We start from the raw sequence: 22,689 nt of genomic DNA, 5'->3' as shown, positions 1-22,689 counted from the left end.
ATGTCATGCCGCCTCCAGCTCAGCCAGTACCGTGATGCCCAGCGCCGTGCCATGCACCGCCAGGTGCGCGCCCATCTGGATGACCTGCACCACCGCATCGCGCGCCACGCCCAGGCCATGGGCCTGCTGCAAGGCTGCGCGCAAGGCCTCGGGCTGGTGGGCAGTAAAGCAGGCATGCAGCGCAATCGTGACCAGGCAGCGCTCGCCAGCGCTCAGGCCCTTGCCGCTTTCAGCCGTGCTGGCCAGCGCCTGCAGATGGCCAAAATAGGCAGGGTCCAGCGCCTGCAGCCGCGCCCACAGGTCTGGCGGCAGGTCTTCCGCCGTGGACTCTGCGCCGGGTAGCAGACCATACACCTGGGCCACCTCGTTCAGCGCCGCCGCAGTCGCGCCTGCGCCTTGCAGGCAGACGAGGGTCAGCACATCGAGCAAGTCGTCATCGCTGGCGCCGCAGGCCAGCGCCTTTTGCATGTGCAGCTTCAAGCCGCTGGCAAACAAATGGCTGGCGGAGGCATCAAGCGCCACATAGACCAATTCCACCATGCGCTCGCTCAGGCCGCCGCTGCGCGCCGGGTAGCCGGCATAGTGCGCATAGGCCTGCAAAAATGCCGGGCGGCGGGCGAGCAACTGCGCGTTCCAGGGCCGCCAGTAGCCACGCTCCTGGCGGTACAAGGCTTCAACGGCGGCGGTGTCCCATTCAGCCATGGTAGCGCTCCTTGGTGCCTGAGATATCCAGGCTCTGCCCGGTCACAAACTGCGCCTGCGCCCCGCTCAGAAAACGGACCAGCGGCAGCAGTTGCGCCACAGCCGCCCCCGTGGCCTGTTCAGGCGACAGCAGCAGCGCATTGATGCGCAGGCCCTGCGTGGCCCATTCGCAGGCCAGGGTGGCGACCAGCATGCGCGCGGCAGCCAACGCCGTCTGGTGCTGCCAGGCGGGCACATTGGCTGGCGCGCTAGCTGGCAGCAAGAGCAGCAAGCTGGCATCGCGCGCATGGGCGGCTGCAAATTGCTGGCCGGCGCTCAGCACGGCCTCCAGCAGATCGCTGACAGCAGGCGCCAGCGCCTGGGTGCTGACCACCCCTTGGCTTAGCGCGCCTGTTGCAGCCGCATGCGCAGGCGCATCCGCCTGCAGCGCTTGCAACCAGGCGCCATCACAAGCAGCATCGCTGCCCGCTTGCAGCTGCAGATGCAGCGGCGTCTGCAAAGGCGCAGGCACAGCCGTGCTCAGCGCGCAGCGGCTGCTGCCGCCGTAAATGCCCGATCCGCCATCGACCGACAGGACCTGGCCCGACAGCACATGCGCCTGCGGCTGCGCCAAAAACACCAGCGCTGCGGCCATTTCTTCGGGCTCGGCCAGGCGGCCCAGCGGAATCTTCGCAACGGCATCGGCCAGCGCCAGGCGGCCTGCATCCATCAGCCCTTGCACCAGCTCGGTGCGTACAAAACCGGGGCACAAGGTGGTCACCCCCAGCTGCGGGTAGCGCTGCGCCAGCCTGTGCGACCAGGCAATCAGCCCGGCCTTGCTGGGGCTGTAGAGGCCGCGCCAGGGAATGGCCTTCTGCCCTGCGCCGGAGGACACATTGACAATGCGCGCATCCGGCTTCAGTCGCGGCAGGCAGGTGTCGAACAAGGCCTGCGGTGCCTGCAGGTTCAGCCGCAGCAGGCGCTGCCATTGCGCGGGCGCCTGCTCGGCCAGCGGCCGGCCGCTGCTGTCCGAGATACCGGCGTTGTTGACCAGCGCATCGAGCGCTGGCAACTCAGCCAGCTGGCGGCCCAGCTGGGCCAGCGCCTGCGCATCGGTCAGGTCCAGCGCAAAGGCCTGCGCACTGGCGGCGCCCTGCGCCAGGCAGTGCGCAGGCAGCGCGGCAATCGCCGGGCTGATGTCGACCAGCAGGCAATCCCAGCCCTGCTGCGCAAACTGCAGCGCGGCAGCGCGGCCAATGCCAGAGGCAGCACCGGTGATCAAGACAGCGGGCATGGAGCGGGCGCCTCAGATGTTGGTGAAGGTAATGCCGCCGTCCACCACCAGCGCCTGCGCGGTGGTGAACTGCGCAGCATCGCTGGCGAGAAAGCAGATGGTGCCGGCGATGTCGTCCACCGTGCCCAGGCGTCCCATCGGCGTCTTGGCCACGCGGCCCGCATCGCGCTCGGCATTGCGGTTGCGCTGCGTGCCCTCGGTCGGCACGGCCGAGGGGCAGACCGCATTGACGCGGATGTTGCGCTCACCCAGCTCTGCCGCCGCAGCGCGGGTAATGCCCAGCACGCCGGCCTTGATGCCCGAATACACCATCGAGCTGCCGGCAGAGCGCAGCGCCGCCACCGAGGCCACATTGATGATGGCGCCTCCGCGCTCCGCATCCATGCGGGCCGCAGCGGCCTGGATGCCCCAGAGCACCGCCTTGAAGCCGATGTCCAGCATGCGGTCCACCGTCTCGGGCATGATCTCGCTCACCGACTGGTAGCGCACCCAGGCGGCGTTGTTGACCAGGATGTCCAGCCGCTGGTAGCGCGCATGGGCCTCGTCTACGGCGGCGGTCATCTCTTCGCGCGTGGCCACGTTCTTCACCACACCAAAGGCCTGGCCGCCCTGCGCGGTGATCGCGGCCACGGTTTCTTCCACCAGCGCATCCTTCAAATCATTCACCGCCACCACCGCACCGCGCGCGGCCAGTTGCAGCGCGGTGGCCCGGCCAATACCGGCACCGGCGCCGGTGATCAGGGCCACACGGCCCTCCATGTCTCTCGCGATGGCCCTTGTCATGGCGTCACCTCACAACGGTCGATAAAGTCAGCGCCCACGGCGCGCATCAGCGCACCGGCACCCAGGCTGGCGTCCAGCTTTTTGTGCTCACGCAGGCTGCGGTGCAGCCCCAGCTCCCAGGTAAAGCCCATACCACCATGCAGGTGGATGGCTTTTTCCAGCACCCAGGCGCCCTGGTTCAACGCAGCGGCCAAGGCGCTGTCCGCCTCGCGCGGGGCATCGCATGCGTCCGCACGCAGCGCACGCCAGGCCTGGGCGCTGGATGCCTCCAGCAGCAGGCGCATGCGCGCCAGGTGGTGGCGCACCGCCTGCTTGGCCGACAGCGGCCGGCCAAACTGCACGCGCGCCTGCAGGTAATCGGCAGTGCGCTCCAGCGCGCCGGCACACAGCCCGTTCACATACTCGGCCCAAAGCAGCTGGATATCGGTGCAAAAAGCCTGCGACTGCTGCGCGTCCAGGGTCAGCAGCGGCGTGGCACCGGTGGTGGATACCCACAGCTGGGGCACTTCCGGGTCCAGCATCTCCTCGGCCTGGCAGCGCAGCGCCGCCTTGTCGTAGAGCGCAAAACCGGCATCGCTCTGCACCAGCGCATAGTCGGCCTGCTGGCCATTGCGCGCCACCCCGCTCCAGTCGCCAGCGGCCTGCGCGGCCATCACCACGCACAGCGATTTCTCACCGCGCAGCAGCTGGCCACCGGCCTCCGTGCCTTGCAGTGCCTTGCTGGCGGCCATCTGCTCGGGCAAGGGGTAGGACAGTTGCATCTGCCCGGCCACCCGCACCACCGGCATCGCAAATGCCAGCGGCAGGCCCAGGCCGCCCTGCGCTTCATCGGCGCAGATACCAAACAGGCCGGCATCGGCCATGGCGGTAGCCGCCTCGGCCGGGCCTTGCCCTTGCAGCGCTGCGATGACCGCCTGCGCCGCCTGCCCAAACTCCTCGGGCTGCAGCTCTTCACTTTGCATCGTCATCCCCTCAGTCCTTGGTCAGCTGTTGAATGCGCTGGGCAATGACGTCCAGCTGCACTTCGGTGGTCCCGGCATAGATGCTCTCGGCGCGCGAGAACAGGTAGGCCTGCGTGAAATGGGCCTTGGCGCGTTGCGCCAGTGCGCTGTGGCCAGGGTTGATATCGGCCACCAGCGCCAGCGCCAGCGAGGCAAAGGCCTGGTGGCATTCGGACCAGTACAGCTTGGTCAGCGATCCGCGCGCACCAATCGGCTCGCCGGCCTGCAGCTGCTCCACACTGCGCTCGACCAGGCCCTTGAGGCCATCGATCTGGCTGACCACCTGGCCAATCGCTTGGCGCAAACCCGGCTCTTGCAGGCGAGCGCGCAGCGCGGGCTCGGACTGGTAGGCCCGCACCAGCTGGCGCAGCTCGCACTCAAAGCGCCAGGCGCGGTACATGCGGTTGGTGGCACGCTCGATCGACAGCACGCGAATCGCCGCGCTCCAGCCTTCATCGGCAGCGCCCAGGCGGGCCGAATCGGGCACGCGCACCTGGTCAAAAAACACCTCGGCGAACGACTGCTTGTTGTCGATGGAGCGGATCGGCACCACGCGAATGCCGGGCGTGTCCATCGGCACCGCAAACATCAGCAGGCCCCGGTGCTTGTCGGCCACCGTGCCGGTGCGGGTCAGCAGCAGGCAGTAATGGGCCTTGGCAGCGCCGCTGGTCCAGATCTTCTGGCCCTGGATCAGCCAGCCATCGCCATCGGGCGTGGCCTTGGTGCGCAGCCGCGCCAGGTCCGATCCGGCCTCGGGCTCGGAAAAGCCCTGGCACCAGTACTCGCGCATCTCCAGAATCGCGGGCAGAAAGGCCTGTTTTTGCGCCTCGGTGCCCACGGCCATGATGATGGGGCCGGCCAGCTCCTTGCCGATCGAGCTGACGCTCTCGGGCATGGCCAGCGCACCCACTTCCTTGTTCACCGCCAGGTGCTCGCGCAGGCTCAGGCCATGGCCGCCATAGGCGGCCGGCCAGGTCATGCCGGCCAGGCCCGCCTGGTACATGCGCGCTTCCCAGTCGCGGCACTCGTCCAGGCTGGGCGTGCGGTAGTCCACGCTGTCGGCGCGCATATGGGCGGGCAAATGGCTGTGCAGCCATTCACGCGCATATTGCCGGTAGGCACCCGGGCCCGATGCGGCATCGGGGCGGGCGAAAGTCTCTTCCTGTTTCATCGCATAGTTCCGATCAAAGTCTCCGTGGCGCTGTGCATCAGGCCTGCGGCGGGGCGGCCACCATCAGCGCATCGACCGCAATCACGCCCTCGCCGGCGGGTTGGACCAGCACCGGGTTCAGGTCGATCTCGGCAATCTCGCCGGCATAGGCCAGCGCCAGCTCCGACAGGCGCGCCACCGTGGCGGCCATGGCCTGCACATCGGCAGCGGGCTGGCCGCGCACCCCTTGCAGCAGCGGGTAGAGCTTGAGCGAAGCGATCATCTGCAGCGCCTCGGCCTGCGTCACCGGTGCCACCTGCACCGCCACATCCTTCAGCACCTCGGCATAGATGCCGCCCATGCCCACCATCACCACCGGGCCAAAGGCCGCGTCATGCGATATGCCAGTGATCATCTCGACACCGCCAGCCACCATCGGTGCCACCAGCACGCCATCGATCTGCGCCTGCGGCGCGCGCTCTGCCACCCGCGCCAGCAGCTGTGCATGGGCCGTGCGGGCTTGCGCGGCGCTGCGGATGTAGAGCTCAACGCCACCGACTTCGGTCTTGTGGGCAATGTCGGGCGAGACGATCTTGAACACGACCGGGAAGCCGATCTGCTCGGCAGCGGCCACCGCTGCATCGGCGGACTGCACCACCTGCTCCTGCGTCACCGGCACACCGGCACGCGCCAAAAAGGCCTTGGCATGGAACTCGTTGCGGAAGACCTGCGCATCCAGCGCCTCCCAGTTCTGCGCGGCAGCGGGCGCGGCTGGCGGCTGGCCCAGCGTCTGGCCCAGGCGCACCATACCGGCCAGCCCACGCGCTGCCGCATCAATGGTCGGAAAGATCGCAATGCCTGCGTTGGCAATGCGCTCGGTCACCTCGGCAGGGCCCTGTCCAATCAGCACGATCAGGCGGTCCGGGTAGTCGCGCCGGATCTGGGCCAGCGCCTCCTGGTACACACCGCTCAAACGTGGGTTGTGCAAGGACAGCGACAGCAGCAGCACCAGGGTGCTGCGCGATGCGTCTTCCAGCAAAGCGGTGAGCAGCTTGTACAAGATATCGGGACGGCTGGACATCTGCGCCGTCGCATCCACCGGGTTGCGGGTGCCGGCCACCGGCACGGCTTCCTGGATACGGGCACGGGTGGCGTCCGACAGCTCGGGCAGGTCCAGGCCTGCCTGCACCATCGCATCGGCCATCATCACGCCAAAGCCGCCCGATGCCGCCACCAGGGTCACGCCCCGGTTGCGCGGCAGCAGTGCCTGCGGCACCACCGACAGCGCCGCCGTCAGCTCCACCATGTCTTCGATGGACTGCACCGTCAGCGCACCGGCGCGGGTCAGCGCCGCTTCGATCACCGCGTTCGATCCGGTCAGCGCGCCGGTGTGCGAGGCGGCAGCCGCCTGGCCTTGCTCGGTCGCACCAATCTTGAGCACCACCACCACCTTGCCGGCAGCGCGGGCCGCTTCCAATGCCTGCAGCAGCTGGCTGCCATCGCGGCAGGTTTCCATGCAGCACAGGATGATGCGGGTCTGGCTGTCGCGGGCCAGCGCGGCAATGCCGTCGGCAATGTCCACATCCACCTCGTTGCCCGTTGCCATAAAGCGGCTGATGCCCAGGCCACGGCGCACCACCGACTGCATCGTGAAGCTGCCCAGGTTGCCCGACTGCGAGACGATGCCCACATGGCCTGCGGCGGGCAGCTTCTCTTCCAGCGCGACCGAGAACGAGCCAATCACCCGCTCCTCGATGCCCACCGCGCCCAGGCAGTTGGGGCCCAGCACGCGGATCTGGCGCTCCCGCGCAATCTGGCTCAGCTGCCGCTGCAGCGCAGCGCCCTCCTCCCCTGCTTCTATGAATCCGGACGACAACACAATCGCTGCCTGCACGCCTTTGTCAGCACATTCGCTCAGCGCTGCGGGCGCCATGGCCGCCGGCACCGCGATGATGGCCAGCTCCGGCACCTGCGGCACATCGCGCACGCTGGTATAGGCGGGCAGCGACTGGATGCTGCCGCCCTTGGGGTTGATGGGAAACACCGCGCCGGCAAAGCCATGCTTTTGGAGCAGGTGGACCGGCCGCCCACCAATCTTGGTGGGGTCGTCGGAGGCACCAATGATGGCAATCGCGCTTGCACTAAAAAACGGGTCAAGGCCTGCACCGGGCCGCAGGCGGGTGGTCTGCAGCATGCTCAGCGTCCTTTGAAAACAGGGGCGCGCTTTTCCAGGAAGGCCATGCGCGCTTCCTTGGCGTCGTCGGTCTTGGCCAGCGCCATCGTGAACTCCTGCTCAAAGCGGTAGGCATCGCGCTGGGGCATCAGGTCCACCATGTTGGCGGCGCGCTTGGCATAGATCACCGCCAGCGGTGCCTTCGACGCAATCTCGCGCGCCATCTCCATGGCCTTGGGCAGCAGCGCTTCGGGCGCCAGCACCTCTTCAACCACATTGCGCTGCAGCATCTCCTGGGCCGTCAGGCGCTGGCCGGTAAAGAACATGCGGCGCATCGTCGAGCGCCCCAGCAAGGTCTTGAGCATCGATGCCCCGCCTGCCAGGCCCACATTGATCTCGGGCATGCCAAAGGTGGCGTTCGACGAGGCATACAGGATGTCGCAGGCCGCAGCCAGGCCCATGCCTGCGCCCAGGGCCGTGCCATTCACCGCTGCAATCACCGGCTTGGCGCATTCCTTGATCGCATTGCCGGTTTCGCGGGTGATGCGGTTGTGCTCCAGAAAGTCGCCCGGCACATCAGCGCTGGGGCGGTCCTTCAGATCGGCGCCGGCGCAGAACACCGAGCCGGCGCCGGTCAGCACCGCGCAGCGCACATCGTCACGCTCGGAGATGGCATCGAAGATCGCCACCAGCTCGCGCCGCATCGCCCGGTTGAGGGCATTGACGGGTGGGCGGTTCAAGGTCACCAGGGCCACGCCATCGGCGACTTCCAGCAAAACGGAGGGCTCAGACATGGCGGCCTCCCCAGGTGTGGGCCGCTACCGCAGTAGCCAGGGGGCGGACGGCGGCGCAGCGCGCAGCCTGCGCAATAGGCGCTATCACTTGCATGTTGTCTCCTTGGATCTTGGCCGCTCATGGCGAGCGCCTGTTTCGAATCTGTGTTTGATTCTAGGAAGGAACCCTGCAAATGATTTCCCCCCGATTGGTTGAATCTGTTCTGCGTTCCCCGGGGTAGTGGCGCCCTGGGGCAACCCTATGATGGACAGCAACCTACGTGCAGCGCGGCTCCATCCCCGGAGCCCCAACCTGAAGCCACCCCATGCATATCCAGCCCCTGATCCCGCAACGCCTGGCCCTGGGTGAATGCCCCAACTGGGATACCGCCACCGGCCAGCTCTGGGCCATGGACTGCCGGCGCGGCCATCTGCTGCGCATTGGTCCGGCCAGCGGCCAGACCGAGCAGCACCTGCTGCCAGCGCCCACCGGCTCGTTCGCGCTGAATGCCGATGGCAGGATCGTCATCGCGATGAAGGAGGCGCTGGGCCTGTACGACCCTGCCAGCCGCCAGCTGCACACCCTCGCCGAGCTGGACGAGCACCTGCCCCATTTGCGCCTGAACGATGGCTGCGCGCTGCCCGATGGCCGCTTTCTGGTCGGCAGCATGCATCTGCATCTGGAAGCAGGCGAAGCGCCCAAGGGCGGCATCTATGTGTTGGAGCGGGATGGCCAGCTGGCGCGCATAGGCCCCGCCCTCAAAACTGCCAATGGACCGCTGATCCACCCCCACAACGGCCGCCTCTTCATTGCCGACAGCGCCGCGCAAAGCATTTATTCGTTTGATATCAGCAGCGGGCAAGCACAAGACCAGCAGCTGTTCGTCAGCACCCAGCCCCAGCAATCCGCCCCCGATGGCTGCTGCTGGGACAGCGATGGCGGCCTCTGGACGGCTATGGTGCGTACCGGCCAGCTCGCCCGCTACGATGCCCAAGGGGCGCTGAGCGAGCTGATCAGCCTGCCGGTGGCCCACCCCAGCGCGCTCTGCTTTGGCGGGCCGGATCTGGCGGAACTGTATGTCACCAGCATCTCGGACAGCGGCCGCCTGCGCGCCAGCGGCCCACTGGACGGCGCCATCCTGCGCATCACCGGCCTGGGCTACCGGGGGCTGGCCAAGCCCCAGGCGCGCATCCTGAGCGATTAAAGCGACCAGTCACTGGGGCAGCGCAAAGCGCTGCGCCTCCCCCGCCACCTGGCTGGCAACAAAATCCAAAAACAGCTTGACCTTGGCCGGGATAATCGCTGAATCCACAATCGTGGCAAACATGCCCTCTTCAAAGGTGGTATTGCTCACCACATAATCCGGCAAAAGCCGCACAAGATGGCCGGCAGCCAAATCGGGATAGACGGTGTAATCATCGAGCAGTGCAATCCCCTCACCCAATTTGGCCAATTCCAGCAACGCAATGCCATTATTGGTCAAATGCCGGGGCGAGAATTGGATATCTTCCATGCCCGCATCATTCTTGAAATGCCAGATATGGTCCCGGCCCGGCAAATAATAGGCCAGGCATTGCGCCTGCAATAAATCAGCCGGCTTCTGGATGGCAGGTATCTTATCGACATAGGCAGGCGATGCCACCAAATAGCGCTGGCTGTGAAACAGCATGCGCCGTTTGACCCCCGCCTCGACCGGCGGCGATATTCTGAAATCAATATCGATATTGTTCTTGACCAGGTCCACCTTGGTCTCGGACAGCAGCAGCTCCACCAGAATTTCCGGGTGGGCCTGGCGGAAGCGGGCGATCAGGCCGGGCAGCACGCGCTGGCCGAACATCGTGCGGGCGTGCACGCGCAGGCGCCCCTGCGGGGCCGAGCTGATGGCGGTGATGCGGGTGTGCGCCTGGTTGATGGTCCAGAGAATGCCTTCCAGCTGGGCGGCATACTCCTGTCCCGATTCGGTCAGCGACACCTGGCGCGTGGAGCGCAGCAGGAGCTTGACCTGCAGCCCGTCTTCAAACTCGGTAATCATTCTCGACACGGCGGTGGCCGAGATGCCAAACAGCCGCGCCGTCTCAGAAAAACTGCGGGTCTGCGACACCGACAGGAACAGCTCCATCGCTCTCAGACGGTCCATGATTCCTCCAGTTTGCGCAGTACTGAATCTCGAATTTCACGCATACAGATCTCCTGACCCCACCCCTAGAATGATTCCATATTGCCCATCATCAAGGAGACATCATGGAATTTGGCGTATTCATTCTGGCGCAGCAGCGCGGCTACCACCAGCGCTCCCAGGACGTTATCAACAACTCCATCGAACAAACCGTGGTGGCAGAACAAGCGGGTTTCAATACCGCCTGGTATGCCGAACACCATTTCAATAATTATTCGCTGTCGCCATCGCCATTAATGACCGTGGCCCATGCAGCTGCGAAAACCAAAACCATTCGTCTGGGCACAGCGGTGTGTATTTTGCCACTCTACCACCCGGCCCGCTTCCTGGCCGAGGTCGGCTTTGTCGACACCGTGTCCAATGGGCGACTCGAACTGGGCGTGGGCTCGGGCTACCAGCAATTTGAATTTGAACGCTTTGGCGTCGAGATCGCCAATTCCGGCGCGATCTTCAACGAGTTTCTCGACATTATTCCCAAGGCCCTCACGCAAAAAATATTCGAATACCAGGGCGAGTTCCTGAATATCCCCCCCAGCTCCATCGCGGTGCGCTGCGTGCAAGACCCGATGCCCCCGCTGTGGGTCACCTCGGGCAACCCGGTCACCCTGGGCCGGGGCGTGCGCGAAGGCCACAATCTGTTTGTCACCGCGCTGCTCAACGGCAACGACGCCATTGCCGGCCTGCGCACCAAGCTGGAGAACATTGCCACGGCCGAAGGCAAGGACCTGGACAACGATGTGAAGTTCGGCTTTCTGCGCTGCGGCTATGCCTCGGACAATGCATCGGAAATCAACGCCTACCTCGACTGCGCCCGCTTTCAGCGCCGCATCTCGGAGAGCCTCAAGTTCCGCCGCGCCCAGTCCGAAGACGGCTACATGGTCAAGGAAGTGCCGACCGACACCGACCCGACCTTCGAGCAGCTGCGCAAGAACCTGCCCGTCGGCTCGGTCAACGAAGTGATCGACAAGCTGCTCGAAGAGATCAGCATCCTCAAGCCCAAGCACATTGCACTGCAGACCCAGCTGGGCGACTTCGACCAGAAGACCATGCTCAAGCAGATCGAGCTGTGGGGCGACAAGATCATTCCCGCCGTGAAAAAAGAAGTGGGCCAGGCCGTAGCGCTGGCTTGAGGAGACAGGGCCATGCGCGTTCACCTCAGCAACTGCGGCTCCATCAGCCTGATGGATGCCCACAATTTTCGGGCACTCGATGTGCTGATCGACCCCCAGCCCGAGCCCCAGCTCGCGCAGGCCCTGACCCGCATTGGCACGCGCGACGGCGACAGCCATGTCTGGCTCTTCCCCCAGGTGCTGCGCTTTCTGGCCTGCCAGGCTGCAGACAGCGCATGGGACACGGGCTTTGCCGCCATGCTGGCCTATGCGCAGCAGCACGGCTGGGTCAACGGCCAGGGCCAGGTGCGCGCGCATATCACGTTGGCTGCGGAAGACCAGGTCGTCTCGGTCGCCGACTTCAAGGCCGCAATGCGCGCCTTGCCCGCGGGCATCAGCGCCGTGACCACCGGCCAGGGCAAGGATGTCGCCGGCATGATCGTCTCCAGCCTCACCTCCATCTCGGCCGAGCCGCCGATGGTTGGCTTTTTTGCGCACAGCGCCTCGTCAATGGGCGATACCTTGCTGCAAACCGGCAAGTTTGTGGCCAATGTGCTGGGTGAGGAACACAGCCAGATCATCGCCAGCTTTCTGAGCCAGCCGCAGGGCGAAGCCCGCTTCAAGGAAGGCCGCTGGCACAGCAGCGAACACCAGTTGCCCGTGCTGAGCGATGCGCTGGCCAGCATGGAATGCGACATCGTCTGCACCCACACCCTGGGCACACACAAGCTGGTGGTCGGCAAGATCCGCAAGTCGTCGTGCAACAGCGCGAGCCCGGTGGTCAACTTCAACGCCAGCACCCACAAGCTGGTGCCCTTGGCGGCCTGATGCAGACCAGAAGGGCCCACGACATGGACTGGTTGCAATTGGACCAACGCATCTGCATCGTCACCGGCGGCGCCAAAGGCCTCGGCGCCGGCATCGTGCAAGCGCTGCTGGCCAGCGGCTGCCGTGTGGTGGTGCTGGACCACGACAGCGATGCGCTGGCGCAGCTCGCCGCCACCCATCCCGATGCCCGGCGCCTGCTGCCCATCCGCGCCGATGTCTCATCGCCCGCTGCCGTGGAGGCCGCCTTTCAAACGCTGCAGCAGCACTGGGGCGCCGGCCCCAGCGTGCTGGTCAACAACGCCGCCATCACCAGCGCCGCGCCGCTGGCCGAGCTGGACCCCGCTGTCTGGGAGCGCCAGCTGCAGATCAACCTGGGCGGCTACCTGCGCATGGGCCAGGCCTTCCACCGCCACTCCGACGCCAGCCTGCCGCGCGCCATCATCAACATCGCCTCGATCTCCGCCCAGAACGCCCAGCCGCTGAGCGGCGGCTACAGCATGAGCAAAGCAGGTATCCGCATGCTGACTGCGCAAATGTGCCTGGAATGGGGCCCGGAAGGCATCCGCTGCAACACCGTCAGCCCCGGCCTGTTTGTGACCCCGCTGAGCGAGCGCTTCTACCGCAACCCCGACGACCGCGCCCGCCGCGAGCAGGTCGTACCGCTGCGCCGCATTGGCCAGATCGACGAACTTGCCCAGGCGGTGGTCTTCCTCGCCAGCCCCCGGGCCAGCTACATCCATGGCGCCGATCTGGTGGTCGATGGCGGTTTCAGCCATTCGCTGATGACGCATATTTCTCGGGCTTATGGGCAAGGGGAGTGGAGCGCTGGGAAGGCGCAGCCTGGCTTGGAGCAAGCCACCAGTCCAGGTGTCAGCAACAGGTGATTCCGGTCAGGGCAGCGGGTCGCCCGCGCCCACCCGGTCCACAATCAAGCGGTAGTGCTCAGGCCTGCGGTGCTTGGCGAAATTGAAGACGTGCTGGCGGAAATGTTCACCCAGCGAGAGATCGGCGCTGACGCAAATCACCTCATCCTCTTCCGTCAACGTGCGCGCCACGATCTCACCGGTGGGAGCAACGATCACAGAGCTGCCAATCATGTGGTGGCCATCTTCCGAACCGCATTTAGCGGCCGCCGCCACCCATATTCCATTCTGGTAGGCATTGGCCTGCAATGAAACCAAATGGGTGGTTGTGCGCAAATGCACCGGCTCATTCCAATGGATATTGAGCGACGGCGTGTTGTAGCCCAGCATGACCACCTCTGCACTTTGCAAAGCCATCACGCGGTAGGTCTCCGGCCAGCGGCGGTCGTTGCACAGGCACATGCCGTACTTCACGGATTCGGACTCGAACACCCTGAATCCCAGGTTGCCCACATCGAAGTACTTTTTCTCCAGATGCTGGAATGGCGCCTCCGGCTTGTGCTCCATATGGCCTGGCAAATGGATCTTTCGGTACTTGCCGGTGATTTCTCCCTTCCGGTTGACCAGTACCGCTGTGTTGTAGGGTCGCCCGTCTTCTGCCAATTCCGCATAGCCCAGATAGAAGCCCACGCCCAACTCACGGGCGGCATCAAACAGCGGCTGTACCTCCGCGTTGGGCATCTGCGCTTCGAAGAATCTCGCTTGTGCATCCGCCTCCTCCATCCAGTAACGCGGGAAGAACGTCGTCAGTGCCAATTCAGGAAACACCACCATCTCAGCGCCACGGGCCTTGGCCTCGCGCAGCATGGCCACCAAGCGCTGAACCACAGCGCTCCGGCTATCGGACAAATGCACCGGCCCCATCTGGGCGACGGCCAAACCTAGTTTTCGTGTTGTCATTGTCCGCACTCCTTTTGCGTGTTTTGCTGAGGCGCTGCACGGCGCAGCACCTGCCCGGGCCGTGCACCGGTAGGTTGGTGGCCATCCCACACCCGGCGGCCATTGACCCAGACTTGTTCGATGCCCTGGCTGGCCTGCACTGGCGCTTCAAAGGTGGCCTTATCCGTCACACGCTGAGGATCGAACACCACCAGGTCGGCAAACCAGCCGGGGGCCAAGCGCCCGCGTTGCGCCAGCCCGTATTGCTCTGCTGCCAGACCCGTCATGCGATGGATGCCTTCCTCCAGCGACAGCAATCCACATTCGCGCACCATGCGCCGCAGCACACGGGTAAAGGTGCCCCACTGGCGTGGATGGGGATGCGGATCAAAAGGCAGGCCATCGGATCCGACCATCGTGAGTGGAAACGCAAAGATGCGGTCCACATCGTCCTGGTCCATCAAGAAATAGATGGCCCCTGCCGGTGACAGCCGCGCCAGCAGCGCTTCATCGTCCAAGTCCCATTCCTTCTGCAGGTCGGCAAAGTCCCGCCCTTTCGCTTCAGGACAAGCGCTGGACCAGGTGATCATGGAGCGGCTTGCCAGGCGAACCCGGTCGAGCCGCAGCATGGTGGACGTGGCGGGATAAGGATGGCAGTCCACACAAACGGGCTGTTTGCTGCTGGCCTCCCGGATCAGCGCCAGCGTCTCCTCCGACCGGCCGTGGTTGCGCTCCCCGGCCAGTTTGTGGTGGGAGAAAACCACCCGGCAGTCCGCCTCGCGCCCCACCGCCAATGCTTCTTGCATCGCGGGGACAATGTCATCCGCCTCATCCCGCAGATGGGTGGCATACACGGCCTGGCGGCCTCGCAGCGGCTGGCAGACTTCCAGCAGCTCACGGGTAGACGCATGGCGTGCCGGCGGATAGAAGGTACCAGTCGAGATGCCGAAAGCGCCCTCATCCAGCGCTTCCGTCAGCAGGTCACGCATCTGCGCACACTCGTCATTCGTGGCTTCACGCTGGTGGTCGCCCATCACCTTGACGCGCAAGGTCGTATGGCCCACCAAGGGAACCACGTTCACCGCCGCAGGCTGCGCTCGCAAGGCCTGCAGCCACTCCCCAAAACGCCCAAAGCGAAACAGCTCGGGAGGTCCCAGCAAGTCCAGGGGCTGCGGCAGGCTTTGCTGCACCAGCGGCGCGAGGCTGATGCCACAGTTGCCGGTGACCACGGTCGTAATACCTTGGGAGACTTTGGGCACCATGTCGGGATGCACCAACAAGTAGCCGTCGTCGTGGGTATGTGAATCGATAAAGCCCGGTGCAATGGCCAGGCCCTGCAGGTCGATAACGGTATCACCGGCTTGGGCCTCTACCGCTCCCACCTGGGCAATCCGCTCCCCATCGACCGCAAGGTCTCCGCTGAACGCCCGTTGGCCAGTCCCGTCGATCACCATCGCATTCTTGAATATCAGCACGTTTGCCTTCTCTTTCAGGGGCTGGTCAGTTCAGCTTCTCGATCTTGCTGGACTGGATGATGTCCGTCCATTTCTTCGTCTCGCGGGCAATCAGTTGCTTGAAATCTTCGGGCGTGCCCCCTACCGGCTGGGCTCCCAGGCTATTCAGGCTTTCCCGCACGTTGGATGTCTTCAACACCTTGTCCAGATCGGCCGCCAGCGCCTTGGCTTGCTCAGGTGTCATCTTGCGATTGCCCACCACGCCGCCCCAGGAGACGATCTCGTAGCCCTTGACACCCGCCTCGTCCATCGTCGGCACATCGGGCAACTGGTCGATGCGCTTGCCCAGTTGGGTGACCGCCAACGCACGCACCTTGCCAGACTTAATCAGCGGCACTGCTTCCGAGCTGTTGATGAACATATAGTCCAGGCGCCCGCCCATCAGATCCTGCAAGGCAGCCGGCCCACCTTGGTAGGGAACAAAAACCGTGTTCAGCTTTTCCAGGTGGTTGAGCAGCTCACCACTCATGTGGCCAGTGGTGCCGACGCCCGATGCCCCGTAAGAAAGCTTGCCGGGGTTCTTGCGCGCTTCGGTCAGCAAATCCTTGACGGATTGGGCGCTGGATGCCGCTGGAACGATCAGCACGTTGTAGAGGTTGAAGAGATGCGACACCGGGACCAGGTCCTTGTCTACGTCATAAGGCAAGGTGGAGAACAGGGCGCGGTTGACCGCGAGGGTGTTGATATTGCCGTAGCCCACGGTGAGCTCGTTGCCCCGGATTACCTGCACCATACCTATATTGCCTGCGGCTCCAGGCTTGTTTTCTACAATCACCGGACGGTGGGCGTTCTGCGACCATTGGTTGGTGATGATGCGGCTCAGCACGTCCGGAGAGCCGCCGGCAGCGGAGGGCACGACAAAGGTAATGGCTTGACCAGCGTTACCCTGGGCAGCGCTAGGGCCAGACTGCACAGCCCATAAAACAAGGGGCAACAGGAGGGCAAAACGGTTCAGAAGGCGGGGGTTCATGGCTTGGTTCTTTCATGGGTCTGAATATTGCTTGCAGCGTAAAGGACAAGCCGAACGCGCCCAAATTGAAAAATGTCGGTGCATTCACAAACAAAGTTATATCGACCAGGGGTTTACACCACATGCCAAGCCATTCGCCGGAAGCCAGCACGCCCGCCATCCGCGCCCGCGCACTGAACATGCGGCAGCTGGAGGTGTTCCACGCCATCATGACCACGGGCACCATCAGCGGTGCAGCCTTGGCCTTGCATGTTTCGCAGCCGGCCCTGAGCCGCGCGCTGGCACACTGCGAAGCCCGCCTGGGGTACTTGTTATTTGAGCGGCAAGGAAGGCGGCTGCAACCCACGCCCGAAGCCCAGCGCCTGCACGAGGAGGCGCGCGATCTGTACCGAGGTCTGGACCGCCTCAATACCCTGGCCCAGCGCATCGGTCAGGCGGGTGTGGCCACCTTGCACCTGGCCTGCAGCGCCACGTTTGCCAACACCTTGATTCCGCAGGCGCTGCAGCAACTGATGCGCTACAGCCCACAGTTGCGCGTTGACTTTCGCACCGCGACCTATGACGAATTGCCGGAGTATTTGCTGTCTGGGCAGGCCGATGTCGGCGTTTCCCTCGTGGAGTCTAACCATCCAGGCTTGAAATCCCGCTTGATCGGGCGCCAGCACCTGGTATGCGTACTTCCGCCACAGCATCCGCTTGCGGACAGGGCGCTGGTTGATCCCGTGGAGCTGTGCGAGACGGCATGGATCGGATACCCCCCAGACACCCCGCTGGGACGGCTTTGTGCCTCAGCGCTAACTATGGATGTCAGCTCGGCGAGTATTCAGGTACGGTCGCCCGCCATTGCACTCAGCTGCGTTCAGACCGGCTTGGGGGCCGCCATCGTGGACGCTTCGTGCATCCCACCCATTCCCCGAGACGACATCGTCGTCAGGCCGTTGACGGCTGACGTGTACTGCAACATCTGGGCCATCACCTCCGCCCGGCAGCCTTGCGCGGCAGCAGGCCAGCAGTTCATCGACGCGCTGCATGCGGTACTCAGGCAGCTGAGTGCCTCTGCAGCTCAACCGACTGCAGCCAGGAGGCCGGGCACTGCCTGAGGATTTTTTCAGGCCCCCGCGCCGGGATCGAAGGAGAGGCTCGGGGCTGGGCATCAAGAAAACGTCAAATCCAAGCCCATCGTTCGGACCAGCGTGAAAGTCAGCAGCCCCAGCAACATCAATGCCGCCATGAAAATGGCCGCCACCTTGCCACCAGCGCGCAGCACCGCGCGCGGGTTGCCGCCTTTTTTGCCCTGGTCGTAATGCCACTTGATGGCAAAGAACATGCAGGTGCTGAACATGCCCAGCTTGAAGATCACGAAGACTACGGGGATCCAATCGATCATTTTGCGAATTTCCAGCCAATGACTTGGCACTGTCCGGGCCTCTGCGAAGCAAGAGGCCTCCACGCCAGCGATTGCCATACCAGCATGGGCCGCTGCAAGTTCTGGTGCATATTACGCAAAAGCAATTTCCATACATGCGGACAAATTGTCCCAGGGACCGTTTGCAGTACCCTCGCCCAATGGGATGGATGCGGATCGCCGAGACCGCATTCAGACCGGGGCAGTGCGTTTTGCAGAGGATTCCTGCCGTCCATACATCCATACATTTCCAGAGCAAAACCATGCAAGAAGATGAGACCCTCCGCTGGCTGCCGCGATTGGCTGCGCGTGGCGGGCCGCGCTTTTTGCAGATTGCCGATGCCTTGCAGGGTGCCGTGGCCGATGGGCTGCTGAAACCCGGGGACCGGCTGCCGCCGCAGCGCCACCTGGCAGCCTTGCTGGATGTGGACCTGACCACCATCACCCGTGCTTACGACGAGGCCAGGCGCCGCAACCTGCTGGAAGGGCGTGGCGCCCGGGGTACCTATGTGGCGGCTCCCAAGGTCGAACTGACAGCGGTGCTCGACCTGGGCATGAACACCCCGCCGCCGCCAGCGGGCCTGGCTTTTGACGACCTCCTCAAGCAAGGCCTGTCGCAGGTGCTGATGGGGGCGGATGCGGCCCTGCTGATGACCTACCACCTGGGCGGCGGCAGCGAGGTGGACCGCCAGGCCGGCGCCCAGTGGCTTCAGCCGATGTTCGGGCCGGTCGATGCCGAGCAGCTGGTCGTCTGCCCCGGCGCGCAAGCGGCGATTGCTGCGTCCATCCTGGCGCTGACCGAGCCCGGCGATGTGATCCTGGCCGAGCCCGTGGGTTACCCGGGTCTGCGCTCGGCTGCCACGCAGTTGGGCCGGCAGCTCGTCGCCGTGCCCGCTGACCAGCATGGCATGCTGCCCGATAGCCTGGAACAGGCCTGCCGCCAGCACCAGCCGGCCCTGCTCTACCTCAATCCCACGTTGCAGAACCCCACCGCCATCACGATGCCGCTGGCCCGGCGCCAGGCGCTGCTTGCCGTCGCGCAGCGCTGCAAGGTGCGCATCGTTGAAGACGATCCCTACTGGCTGCTGGCCGAGGCGCCACCGCCGCCGCTGGCACGCCTGGCACCAGAGCAGGTGCTCTATATCTCCACCCTGTCCAAATGCCTGAGCCCTGGGCTGCGCGTGGCCTTTGTGCTGGTGCGCGATCCTGTGCTGCGCGAGCGCTTCCAGACCGCCCTGCGCTCCTTTGCGCTGATGGTCTCGCCGCTGTCGGCCGCGCTGGCCACACAGTGGATTCTGGGCGGCTCGGCCTACGGGCTGATGGAGGGGGTGCGCAAGGAAGCCCGCCTGCGCCACCGCATGGCGCGCGATCTTCTCGCCGGCCGCTACAGCGGCGCGGGCGATGGCCTGCACGTCTGGCTGGAGCTGCCCGCGTATTGGAGCCCTTCCCAGCTCGCGCAAGCGGCGCACAGCGAGGGCATCGCCATCACCCCGGCAGAGGCCTTCGCCACCGATCCAACCGGCACCCACACGGTCCATGCCATACGCATCTCGCTGGGCAGCATCAAAGACAGGAGCCGCCTCCAGGCCGGGCTGCAGCGCCTGTCGCAGCTGCTGGCACGGCGGCCGGATGCATTCAGCGCTGCGGTGGTTTGACGGCCTATCTATTGACATCCCATGAAGCTACGCCCCGCCAATGCCAGCGATATCTCCAGGCTCTTTGATAGCCACCGGCTCGCCGTTAAACGGATCCATCAGCTGGGCCAGCGCCCTCGGTAAATCGCCTCTGCACTGCCAACGCTATAATCCGCCCGTCGAAAAAGGCAGACTTGGTTTGGTAAGCCCAAGTCCTTCCGCACGGAAGCGCTGACTCTGCCCGCGCATGGGTCCCCGCGACGAACTTGCACCGCATCTTGATGCGGCCATCGGTTCGTCCCTGGGGTTCTCAAGACAAAGAATCACTCCGGCCGAACGGTCAACCGAGCGAGGACATGTCCATGCCTACGATCCCCCATTACGACGTCATCATTGTTGGCGCAGGCCCCGTGGGCCTGCTGCTCAGCTGCGAGCTGCGGCTCGCCCATTGCTCCGTGCTGGTGCTGGAGCAAGCGCCCGATCCGCACGCCGCCCTCAAGCAAGCGCCCTTTGGCATTCGCGGCCTCAATATCCCCTCGCTGGAGGCGCTGCAGCGCCGGGGCTTGCTGGATGCCGTTACCGCGCCCGTGCACAGCGACAGCGCCCTTGCTGCATCGCGCCCCCACTGGATGCAGCATGCGCGCCGGCCCGGCGGGCACTTTGCGGGCATGCAGTTCTTCCAGGACCAGATCGACTCCGCCGCCTGGCCCTACCGCCTGCCCAGCCGCGCCAGCGAAAGCATGCCCACGACGATGGAGCGCCTCGAATCGGTGCTGGCGCGGCGCGCGGCAGAACTGGGCGTGGAAGTGCGCCGAGGGGTTCGCGTGACCGATATGGCACAGTTGCCCGACGGCGTGCAGGTGCAAGCCGGTGGTGCGCAGCTGCAAGGCCACTGGCTGGTAGGCTGCGATGGGGGCCGCAGCCTGGTCCGCAAAGCCGCCGGTTTTGACTTTGCCGGCACCGGGCCCGAGTTCACCGGTTACTCGGTAGAAGCCACGCTGGACAACAGCACCGGCCTCAGGCCCGGCCGCCATTACACGGATACGGGCATGTACACCTTCCAGCCGCCCGGCACCATCGCGATGGTCGATTTTGATGGCGGCGCGTTCCACGGCAGCACCCCCATCACCGCCGAGCATGTGCAAACGGTGCTGCGCCGGGTCAGCGGCACTGATGTCAAAGTCCCATCGCTGCAACTCGCATCCACCTGGACCGACCGTGCCCGCCAGGCCACCCGCTACCGCCAAGGCCGCGTGCTGTTGGCGGGAGATGCCGCCCATATCCACTCGCCGTTGGGCGGCCAGGGCCTCAACCTCGGCATCGGCGATGCGATGAACCTGGGCTGGAAGCTCGGCGCCACCGTCCGTGGCGGTGCGCCAGCAGGCTTGCTGGACAGCTATACCGCCGAGCGCCACCCCGTTGGCGCCCAGGTGCTGGACTGGTCGCGCGCCCAGGTCGCCCTGATGCGCCCCTGCCCCGCCACACGCGCCCTCGCCCACATCGTGCGCGACCTGATCGCCACCCGCGATGGCTCCACCTATTTCGCCGACCGCGTCTGGGGCGCCACCCTGCGCTATGACCTGGGCGACCCCCACCCCTTGGTCGGCCGCAGCGCGCCAGACTTTGCGCTGGCCGATGGCTCGACCCTTGCGAGCCATCTGCAGACTGGTCAAGGGCTACTGCTGGAATTGGATACCGCTGCACCTTTGCGTGGCCTGGCCATGGGATGGCAGGGCCGGCTCCGCTATATCGCCAGCCGTGCCGCTGATGAACTGGGCTTGACATCGCTGCTGGTCCGCCCGGACGGTGTTGTAGCCTGGGTGGCTGACGGTGTGGCGCAGTCGGAACCAGCCGCAGCAGCTATCCAGCGCTGGTTTGGCACCACCCCATAGCACTACTGCACTGGCTGTGAGCCGGACCTCAATCCGGCTCCGGCCAGAACATCTTTCTGACTTTGTCGTTGAAGTAAGGCAGCATCAAGGTCAACCCACCCAAGGCATTGGCCAGAAAGTCCAGCACCTGGGCCCAGGACGACTCCACCGACAGCCAGTTGTTGCCGACGATGAACAGCAAGCCGCAGGCGGTCGTGACCAGGTTGAGTGCAGGCGCCCAGGGGCGAAAGCGCATGCAGCCATAAAAGCCCGCCGTCCAGCCCACAATGATCAGGCACAGCAGCACCACCATCTCCCCCTCCAGCGCCATCGGGTCCCGCAGCGGGTGTTGTGAGGACAGCAGCTCGGTGCGGAAATCCATGCGGATCGACAGCACCAACAGGAGGACGGTGGCGATGACGAGCAGGCGGTAGCGGTTTTGGGTCATGGGGTTCCAGCCAAGCGAGCAGGTTGGCCCGTGCCTCAGGCGGAGGGCGCATTCAACACCGCTTCATACTGCAGCAGATCCGCTGGCGAGAAGCAGCAGAAGACCACCTCTGCGATGGAGGTCTGTGGCGACAGGCTTTCCCGAACCGTGCGCACAGCCACTTGGGCAGCCAACGCCAACGGATAGCCATAAATGCCCGTGCTGATGCTTGGAAAAGCGATGGAAGTCACCGACTTTTCTTCGGCCAGTGCCATACAACGGCGGTAGCAAGCGGCCAGCAGCTCCGGCTCGCCATGGTCCCCGCCGCGCCACACGGGCCCCACCGTGTGGATGATGTAGTCCGCATGCAGCCGGTAGGCCTGGGTCAGCTTGGCGTCTCCCGTTTTGCAGCCCCCCAGCAGCCGGCATTCGTGCACCAGCTCCGGGCCTGCTGCACGGTGGATGGCGCCATCCACCCCGCCGCCGCCCAGCAGCGATGAGTTGGCGGCGTTCACCACCGCTTTCACATGGAGCTGGGTGATATCGGATTGGACGGCGTGCAGACGTGTGGACATGGGCGTGCAGTTCAAAGGGGAAAAATCAACGGCCTGGCAAAGGACAGAAGGCCCTGCAACAGAACAAGCCTCCTTTATAGCAATAGGCAGGGGCAGGCTGGCGCTTCGTGCCCGCCCGTGTCCCGGATCAGCGAGAAGCCATGCCCGGCACCATGCTGGCGGCCGCTATCCACGCCCCATACGCAGTAGAATGGCCCGCACTTGTTGCAAAGAAGCCGGTGACAATCCGGCACGGTCGCGCCACTGTATCGCTGCCGCAGGCCCCGGGCTCGCCCCAGGTCTGCGCTGCCAAGTCAGACCTTTGTGCCAAGCCACCCCCGAACCAGCTCCCACCGGCATCCGCCCGCTGGTTTGCCTAGGACGCGTTTTTCCTGGAGTTCCAATGCAGACACCTGCCCCCAGCCGCCGCTTGGCGCTGCCCCTTCCCCCTGCGCTTTGGCGCACCAGCCTGGCCCTGCCGCTGGCTCTGCGCTGCGGCCGCTAGGCCATCCGCGCGCCCCTTTTTTGTTCCAGACTGCCGCG

Annotated in this window: 21 protein-coding genes; 7 read left to right on the top strand and 14 right to left on the bottom strand. The window is 64.9% G+C overall.

Annotated features, from left to right (window positions below):
- Positions 1-3 precede the first annotated feature (3 nt).
- The 7 genes from MJ205_RS05470 to MJ205_RS05440 are packed head-to-tail and all read right to left on the bottom strand — an operon-like array spanning position 4 to position 7,876.
- Complete coding sequence (locus tag MJ205_RS05470; RefSeq protein WP_239811543.1) at positions 4-702, bottom strand: carboxymuconolactone decarboxylase family protein; 699 nt, start codon at positions 700-702, stop codon at positions 4-6.
- Positions 695-1,975, bottom strand: coding sequence for an SDR family oxidoreductase (locus tag MJ205_RS05465; RefSeq protein ID WP_239811542.1), 1,281 nt, complete (start codon positions 1,973-1,975; stop codon positions 695-697). Before MJ205_RS05465 ends, MJ205_RS05470 begins: the two co-directional genes overlap by 8 nt.
- 12 nt (positions 1,976-1,987) lie before the next feature.
- Positions 1,988-2,758 (bottom strand): SDR family NAD(P)-dependent oxidoreductase, encoded by a 771-nt coding sequence (locus MJ205_RS05460; protein ID WP_239811541.1) that lies wholly within the window; start codon positions 2,756-2,758, stop codon positions 1,988-1,990.
- The gene (locus MJ205_RS05455) at positions 2,755-3,726 is read right to left on the bottom strand and encodes an acyl-CoA dehydrogenase family protein (RefSeq protein ID WP_239811540.1); all 972 of its coding nucleotides are present in this window, start codon (positions 3,724-3,726) and stop codon (positions 2,755-2,757) included. The genes MJ205_RS05460 and MJ205_RS05455 overlap by 4 nt, the downstream gene beginning before the upstream one ends.
- A gap of 4 nt (positions 3,727-3,730) precedes the next feature.
- Positions 3,731-4,930 (bottom strand): acyl-CoA dehydrogenase family protein, encoded by a 1,200-nt coding sequence (locus tag MJ205_RS05450; RefSeq protein ID WP_239811539.1) that lies wholly within the window; start codon positions 4,928-4,930, stop codon positions 3,731-3,733.
- A gap of 37 nt (positions 4,931-4,967) precedes the next feature.
- Positions 4,968-7,103, bottom strand: a complete 2,136-nt coding sequence (locus tag MJ205_RS05445) for an acetate--CoA ligase family protein (RefSeq protein ID WP_239811538.1) — start codon at positions 7,101-7,103, stop codon at positions 4,968-4,970.
- Between the two features lie 2 nt (positions 7,104-7,105).
- Positions 7,106-7,876, bottom strand: coding sequence for an enoyl-CoA hydratase/isomerase family protein (locus tag MJ205_RS05440; RefSeq protein ID WP_239811537.1), 771 nt, complete (start codon positions 7,874-7,876; stop codon positions 7,106-7,108).
- Between the two features lie 305 nt (positions 7,877-8,181).
- On the opposite strand from MJ205_RS05440, the gene MJ205_RS05435 reads away from it, so the two are divergent.
- Positions 8,182-9,060 (top strand): SMP-30/gluconolactonase/LRE family protein, encoded by an 879-nt coding sequence (locus tag MJ205_RS05435; RefSeq protein ID WP_239811536.1) that lies wholly within the window; start codon positions 8,182-8,184, stop codon positions 9,058-9,060.
- Positions 9,061-9,069: 9 nt separating this feature from the next.
- Here the strand turns inward: MJ205_RS05435 and MJ205_RS05430 are convergent, their stop codons facing one another.
- Positions 9,070-9,993 (bottom strand): LysR family transcriptional regulator, encoded by a 924-nt coding sequence (locus tag MJ205_RS05430; RefSeq protein ID WP_239811535.1) that lies wholly within the window; start codon positions 9,991-9,993, stop codon positions 9,070-9,072.
- A gap of 104 nt (positions 9,994-10,097) precedes the next feature.
- Here MJ205_RS05430 and MJ205_RS05425 point away from each other — a divergent pair, with 104 nt between their 5' ends.
- The 3 genes from MJ205_RS05425 to MJ205_RS05415 are packed head-to-tail and all read left to right on the top strand — an operon-like array spanning position 10,098 to position 12,853.
- On the top strand, positions 10,098-11,162 hold the full coding sequence (locus MJ205_RS05425) for an LLM class flavin-dependent oxidoreductase (RefSeq protein ID WP_239811534.1): 1,065 nt from the start codon (positions 10,098-10,100) through the stop codon (positions 11,160-11,162).
- Between the two features lie 12 nt (positions 11,163-11,174).
- A complete protein-coding gene (locus tag MJ205_RS05420; protein WP_239811533.1) occupies positions 11,175-11,969 on the top strand; it encodes a flavin reductase family protein in 795 nt (264 codons plus the stop codon).
- Positions 11,970-11,992: 23 nt separating this feature from the next.
- Positions 11,993-12,853, top strand: coding sequence for an SDR family NAD(P)-dependent oxidoreductase (locus tag MJ205_RS05415; RefSeq protein ID WP_239811532.1), 861 nt, complete (start codon positions 11,993-11,995; stop codon positions 12,851-12,853).
- 6 nt (positions 12,854-12,859) lie between these two features.
- On the opposite strand, the gene MJ205_RS05410 is transcribed toward MJ205_RS05415, so the two are convergent.
- The 3 genes from MJ205_RS05410 to MJ205_RS05400 are packed head-to-tail and all read right to left on the bottom strand — an operon-like array spanning position 12,860 to position 16,255.
- Complete coding sequence (locus MJ205_RS05410; protein ID WP_239811531.1) at positions 12,860-13,792, bottom strand: N-carbamoyl-D-amino-acid hydrolase; 933 nt, start codon at positions 13,790-13,792, stop codon at positions 12,860-12,862.
- Complete coding sequence (locus tag MJ205_RS05405; RefSeq protein WP_239812670.1) at positions 13,789-15,225, bottom strand: N-acyl-D-amino-acid deacylase family protein; 1,437 nt, start codon at positions 15,223-15,225, stop codon at positions 13,789-13,791. Before MJ205_RS05405 ends, MJ205_RS05410 begins: the two co-directional genes overlap by 4 nt.
- 46 nt (positions 15,226-15,271) lie before the next feature.
- Entirely contained in the window at positions 15,272-16,255 is a 984-nt protein-coding gene (locus tag MJ205_RS05400) for a Bug family tripartite tricarboxylate transporter substrate binding protein (RefSeq protein WP_239811530.1), read from the bottom strand.
- Between the two features lie 14 nt (positions 16,256-16,269).
- Between MJ205_RS05400 and MJ205_RS05395 the strand changes: the two genes are divergently transcribed.
- Complete coding sequence (locus tag MJ205_RS05395; RefSeq protein WP_239811529.1) at positions 16,270-17,355, top strand: LysR family transcriptional regulator; 1,086 nt, start codon at positions 16,270-16,272, stop codon at positions 17,353-17,355.
- Between the two features lie 53 nt (positions 17,356-17,408).
- Here the strand turns inward: MJ205_RS05395 and MJ205_RS05390 are convergent, their stop codons facing one another.
- The gene (locus tag MJ205_RS05390) at positions 17,409-17,642 is read right to left on the bottom strand and encodes a hypothetical protein (protein WP_239812669.1); all 234 of its coding nucleotides are present in this window, start codon (positions 17,640-17,642) and stop codon (positions 17,409-17,411) included.
- 281 nt (positions 17,643-17,923) lie between these two features.
- Here MJ205_RS05390 and MJ205_RS05385 point away from each other — a divergent pair, with 281 nt between their 5' ends.
- Together MJ205_RS05385 and MJ205_RS05380 are read left to right on the top strand one after the other, a co-directional pair.
- On the top strand, positions 17,924-19,315 hold the full coding sequence (locus MJ205_RS05385; protein ID WP_239811528.1) for an aminotransferase-like domain-containing protein: 1,392 nt from the start codon (positions 17,924-17,926) through the stop codon (positions 19,313-19,315).
- A 335-nt stretch (positions 19,316-19,650) separates the two neighbouring features.
- Positions 19,651-21,186, top strand: coding sequence for an FAD-dependent monooxygenase (locus MJ205_RS05380; RefSeq protein ID WP_446715060.1), 1,536 nt, complete (start codon positions 19,651-19,653; stop codon positions 21,184-21,186).
- 28 nt (positions 21,187-21,214) lie between these two features.
- Here MJ205_RS05380 and MJ205_RS05375 read toward each other — a convergent pair whose 3' ends face one another.
- Both MJ205_RS05375 and MJ205_RS05370 read right to left on the bottom strand, forming a co-directional pair.
- Complete coding sequence (locus tag MJ205_RS05375) at positions 21,215-21,613, bottom strand: hypothetical protein (protein ID WP_239811526.1); 399 nt, start codon at positions 21,611-21,613, stop codon at positions 21,215-21,217.
- Between the two features lie 35 nt (positions 21,614-21,648).
- The gene (locus MJ205_RS05370) at positions 21,649-22,167 is read right to left on the bottom strand and encodes an O-acetyl-ADP-ribose deacetylase (protein ID WP_239811525.1); all 519 of its coding nucleotides are present in this window, start codon (positions 22,165-22,167) and stop codon (positions 21,649-21,651) included.
- Positions 22,168-22,689: the final 522 nt, after the last annotated feature.

It is taken from the genome of Comamonas sp. B21-038, assembly GCF_022387135.1.
Lineage (GTDB): Bacteria > Pseudomonadota > Gammaproteobacteria > Burkholderiales > Burkholderiaceae_C > Comamonas > Comamonas sediminis.
The sequence above is the reverse complement of the archived record's forward strand: the minus strand, read 5'-3'. Positions and strand labels throughout refer to the sequence as shown.

Coding starts and splice junctions, on each gene's coding strand:
- MJ205_RS05470 (WP_239811543.1), bottom strand. CDS start 702: ATGGCTGAATGGGACACCGCCGCCGTTGAAGCCTTGTACCGCCAGGAG.
- MJ205_RS05465 (WP_239811542.1), bottom strand. CDS start 1,975: ATGCCCGCTGTCTTGATCACCGGTGCTGCCTCTGGCATTGGCCGCGCT.
- MJ205_RS05460 (WP_239811541.1), bottom strand. CDS start 2,758: ATGACAAGGGCCATCGCGAGAGACATGGAGGGCCGTGTGGCCCTGATC.
- MJ205_RS05455 (WP_239811540.1), bottom strand. CDS start 3,726: ATGACGATGCAAAGTGAAGAGCTGCAGCCCGAGGAGTTTGGGCAGGCG.
- MJ205_RS05450 (WP_239811539.1), bottom strand. CDS start 4,930: ATGAAACAGGAAGAGACTTTCGCCCGCCCCGATGCCGCATCGGGCCCG.
- MJ205_RS05445 (WP_239811538.1), bottom strand. CDS start 7,103: ATGCTGCAGACCACCCGCCTGCGGCCCGGTGCAGGCCTTGACCCGTTT.
- MJ205_RS05440 (WP_239811537.1), bottom strand. CDS start 7,876: ATGTCTGAGCCCTCCGTTTTGCTGGAAGTCGCCGATGGCGTGGCCCTG.
- MJ205_RS05435 (WP_239811536.1), top strand. CDS start 8,182: ATGCATATCCAGCCCCTGATCCCGCAACGCCTGGCCCTGGGTGAATGC.
- MJ205_RS05430 (WP_239811535.1), bottom strand. CDS start 9,993: ATGGACCGTCTGAGAGCGATGGAGCTGTTCCTGTCGGTGTCGCAGACC.
- MJ205_RS05425 (WP_239811534.1), top strand. CDS start 10,098: ATGGAATTTGGCGTATTCATTCTGGCGCAGCAGCGCGGCTACCACCAG.
- MJ205_RS05420 (WP_239811533.1), top strand. CDS start 11,175: ATGCGCGTTCACCTCAGCAACTGCGGCTCCATCAGCCTGATGGATGCC.
- MJ205_RS05415 (WP_239811532.1), top strand. CDS start 11,993: ATGGACTGGTTGCAATTGGACCAACGCATCTGCATCGTCACCGGCGGC.
- MJ205_RS05410 (WP_239811531.1), bottom strand. CDS start 13,792: ATGACAACACGAAAACTAGGTTTGGCCGTCGCCCAGATGGGGCCGGTG.
- MJ205_RS05405 (WP_239812670.1), bottom strand. CDS start 15,225: ATGGTGATCGACGGGACTGGCCAACGGGCGTTCAGCGGAGACCTTGCG.
- MJ205_RS05400 (WP_239811530.1), bottom strand. CDS start 16,255: ATGAACCCCCGCCTTCTGAACCGTTTTGCCCTCCTGTTGCCCCTTGTT.
- MJ205_RS05395 (WP_239811529.1), top strand. CDS start 16,270: ATGGGTCTGAATATTGCTTGCAGCGTAAAGGACAAGCCGAACGCGCCC.
- MJ205_RS05390 (WP_239812669.1), bottom strand. CDS start 17,642: ATGATCGATTGGATCCCCGTAGTCTTCGTGATCTTCAAGCTGGGCATG.
- MJ205_RS05385 (WP_239811528.1), top strand. CDS start 17,924: ATGCAAGAAGATGAGACCCTCCGCTGGCTGCCGCGATTGGCTGCGCGT.
- MJ205_RS05380 (WP_446715060.1), top strand. CDS start 19,651: ATGTCCATGCCTACGATCCCCCATTACGACGTCATCATTGTTGGCGCA.
- MJ205_RS05375 (WP_239811526.1), bottom strand. CDS start 21,613: ATGACCCAAAACCGCTACCGCCTGCTCGTCATCGCCACCGTCCTCCTG.
- MJ205_RS05370 (WP_239811525.1), bottom strand. CDS start 22,167: ATGTCCACACGTCTGCACGCCGTCCAATCCGATATCACCCAGCTCCAT.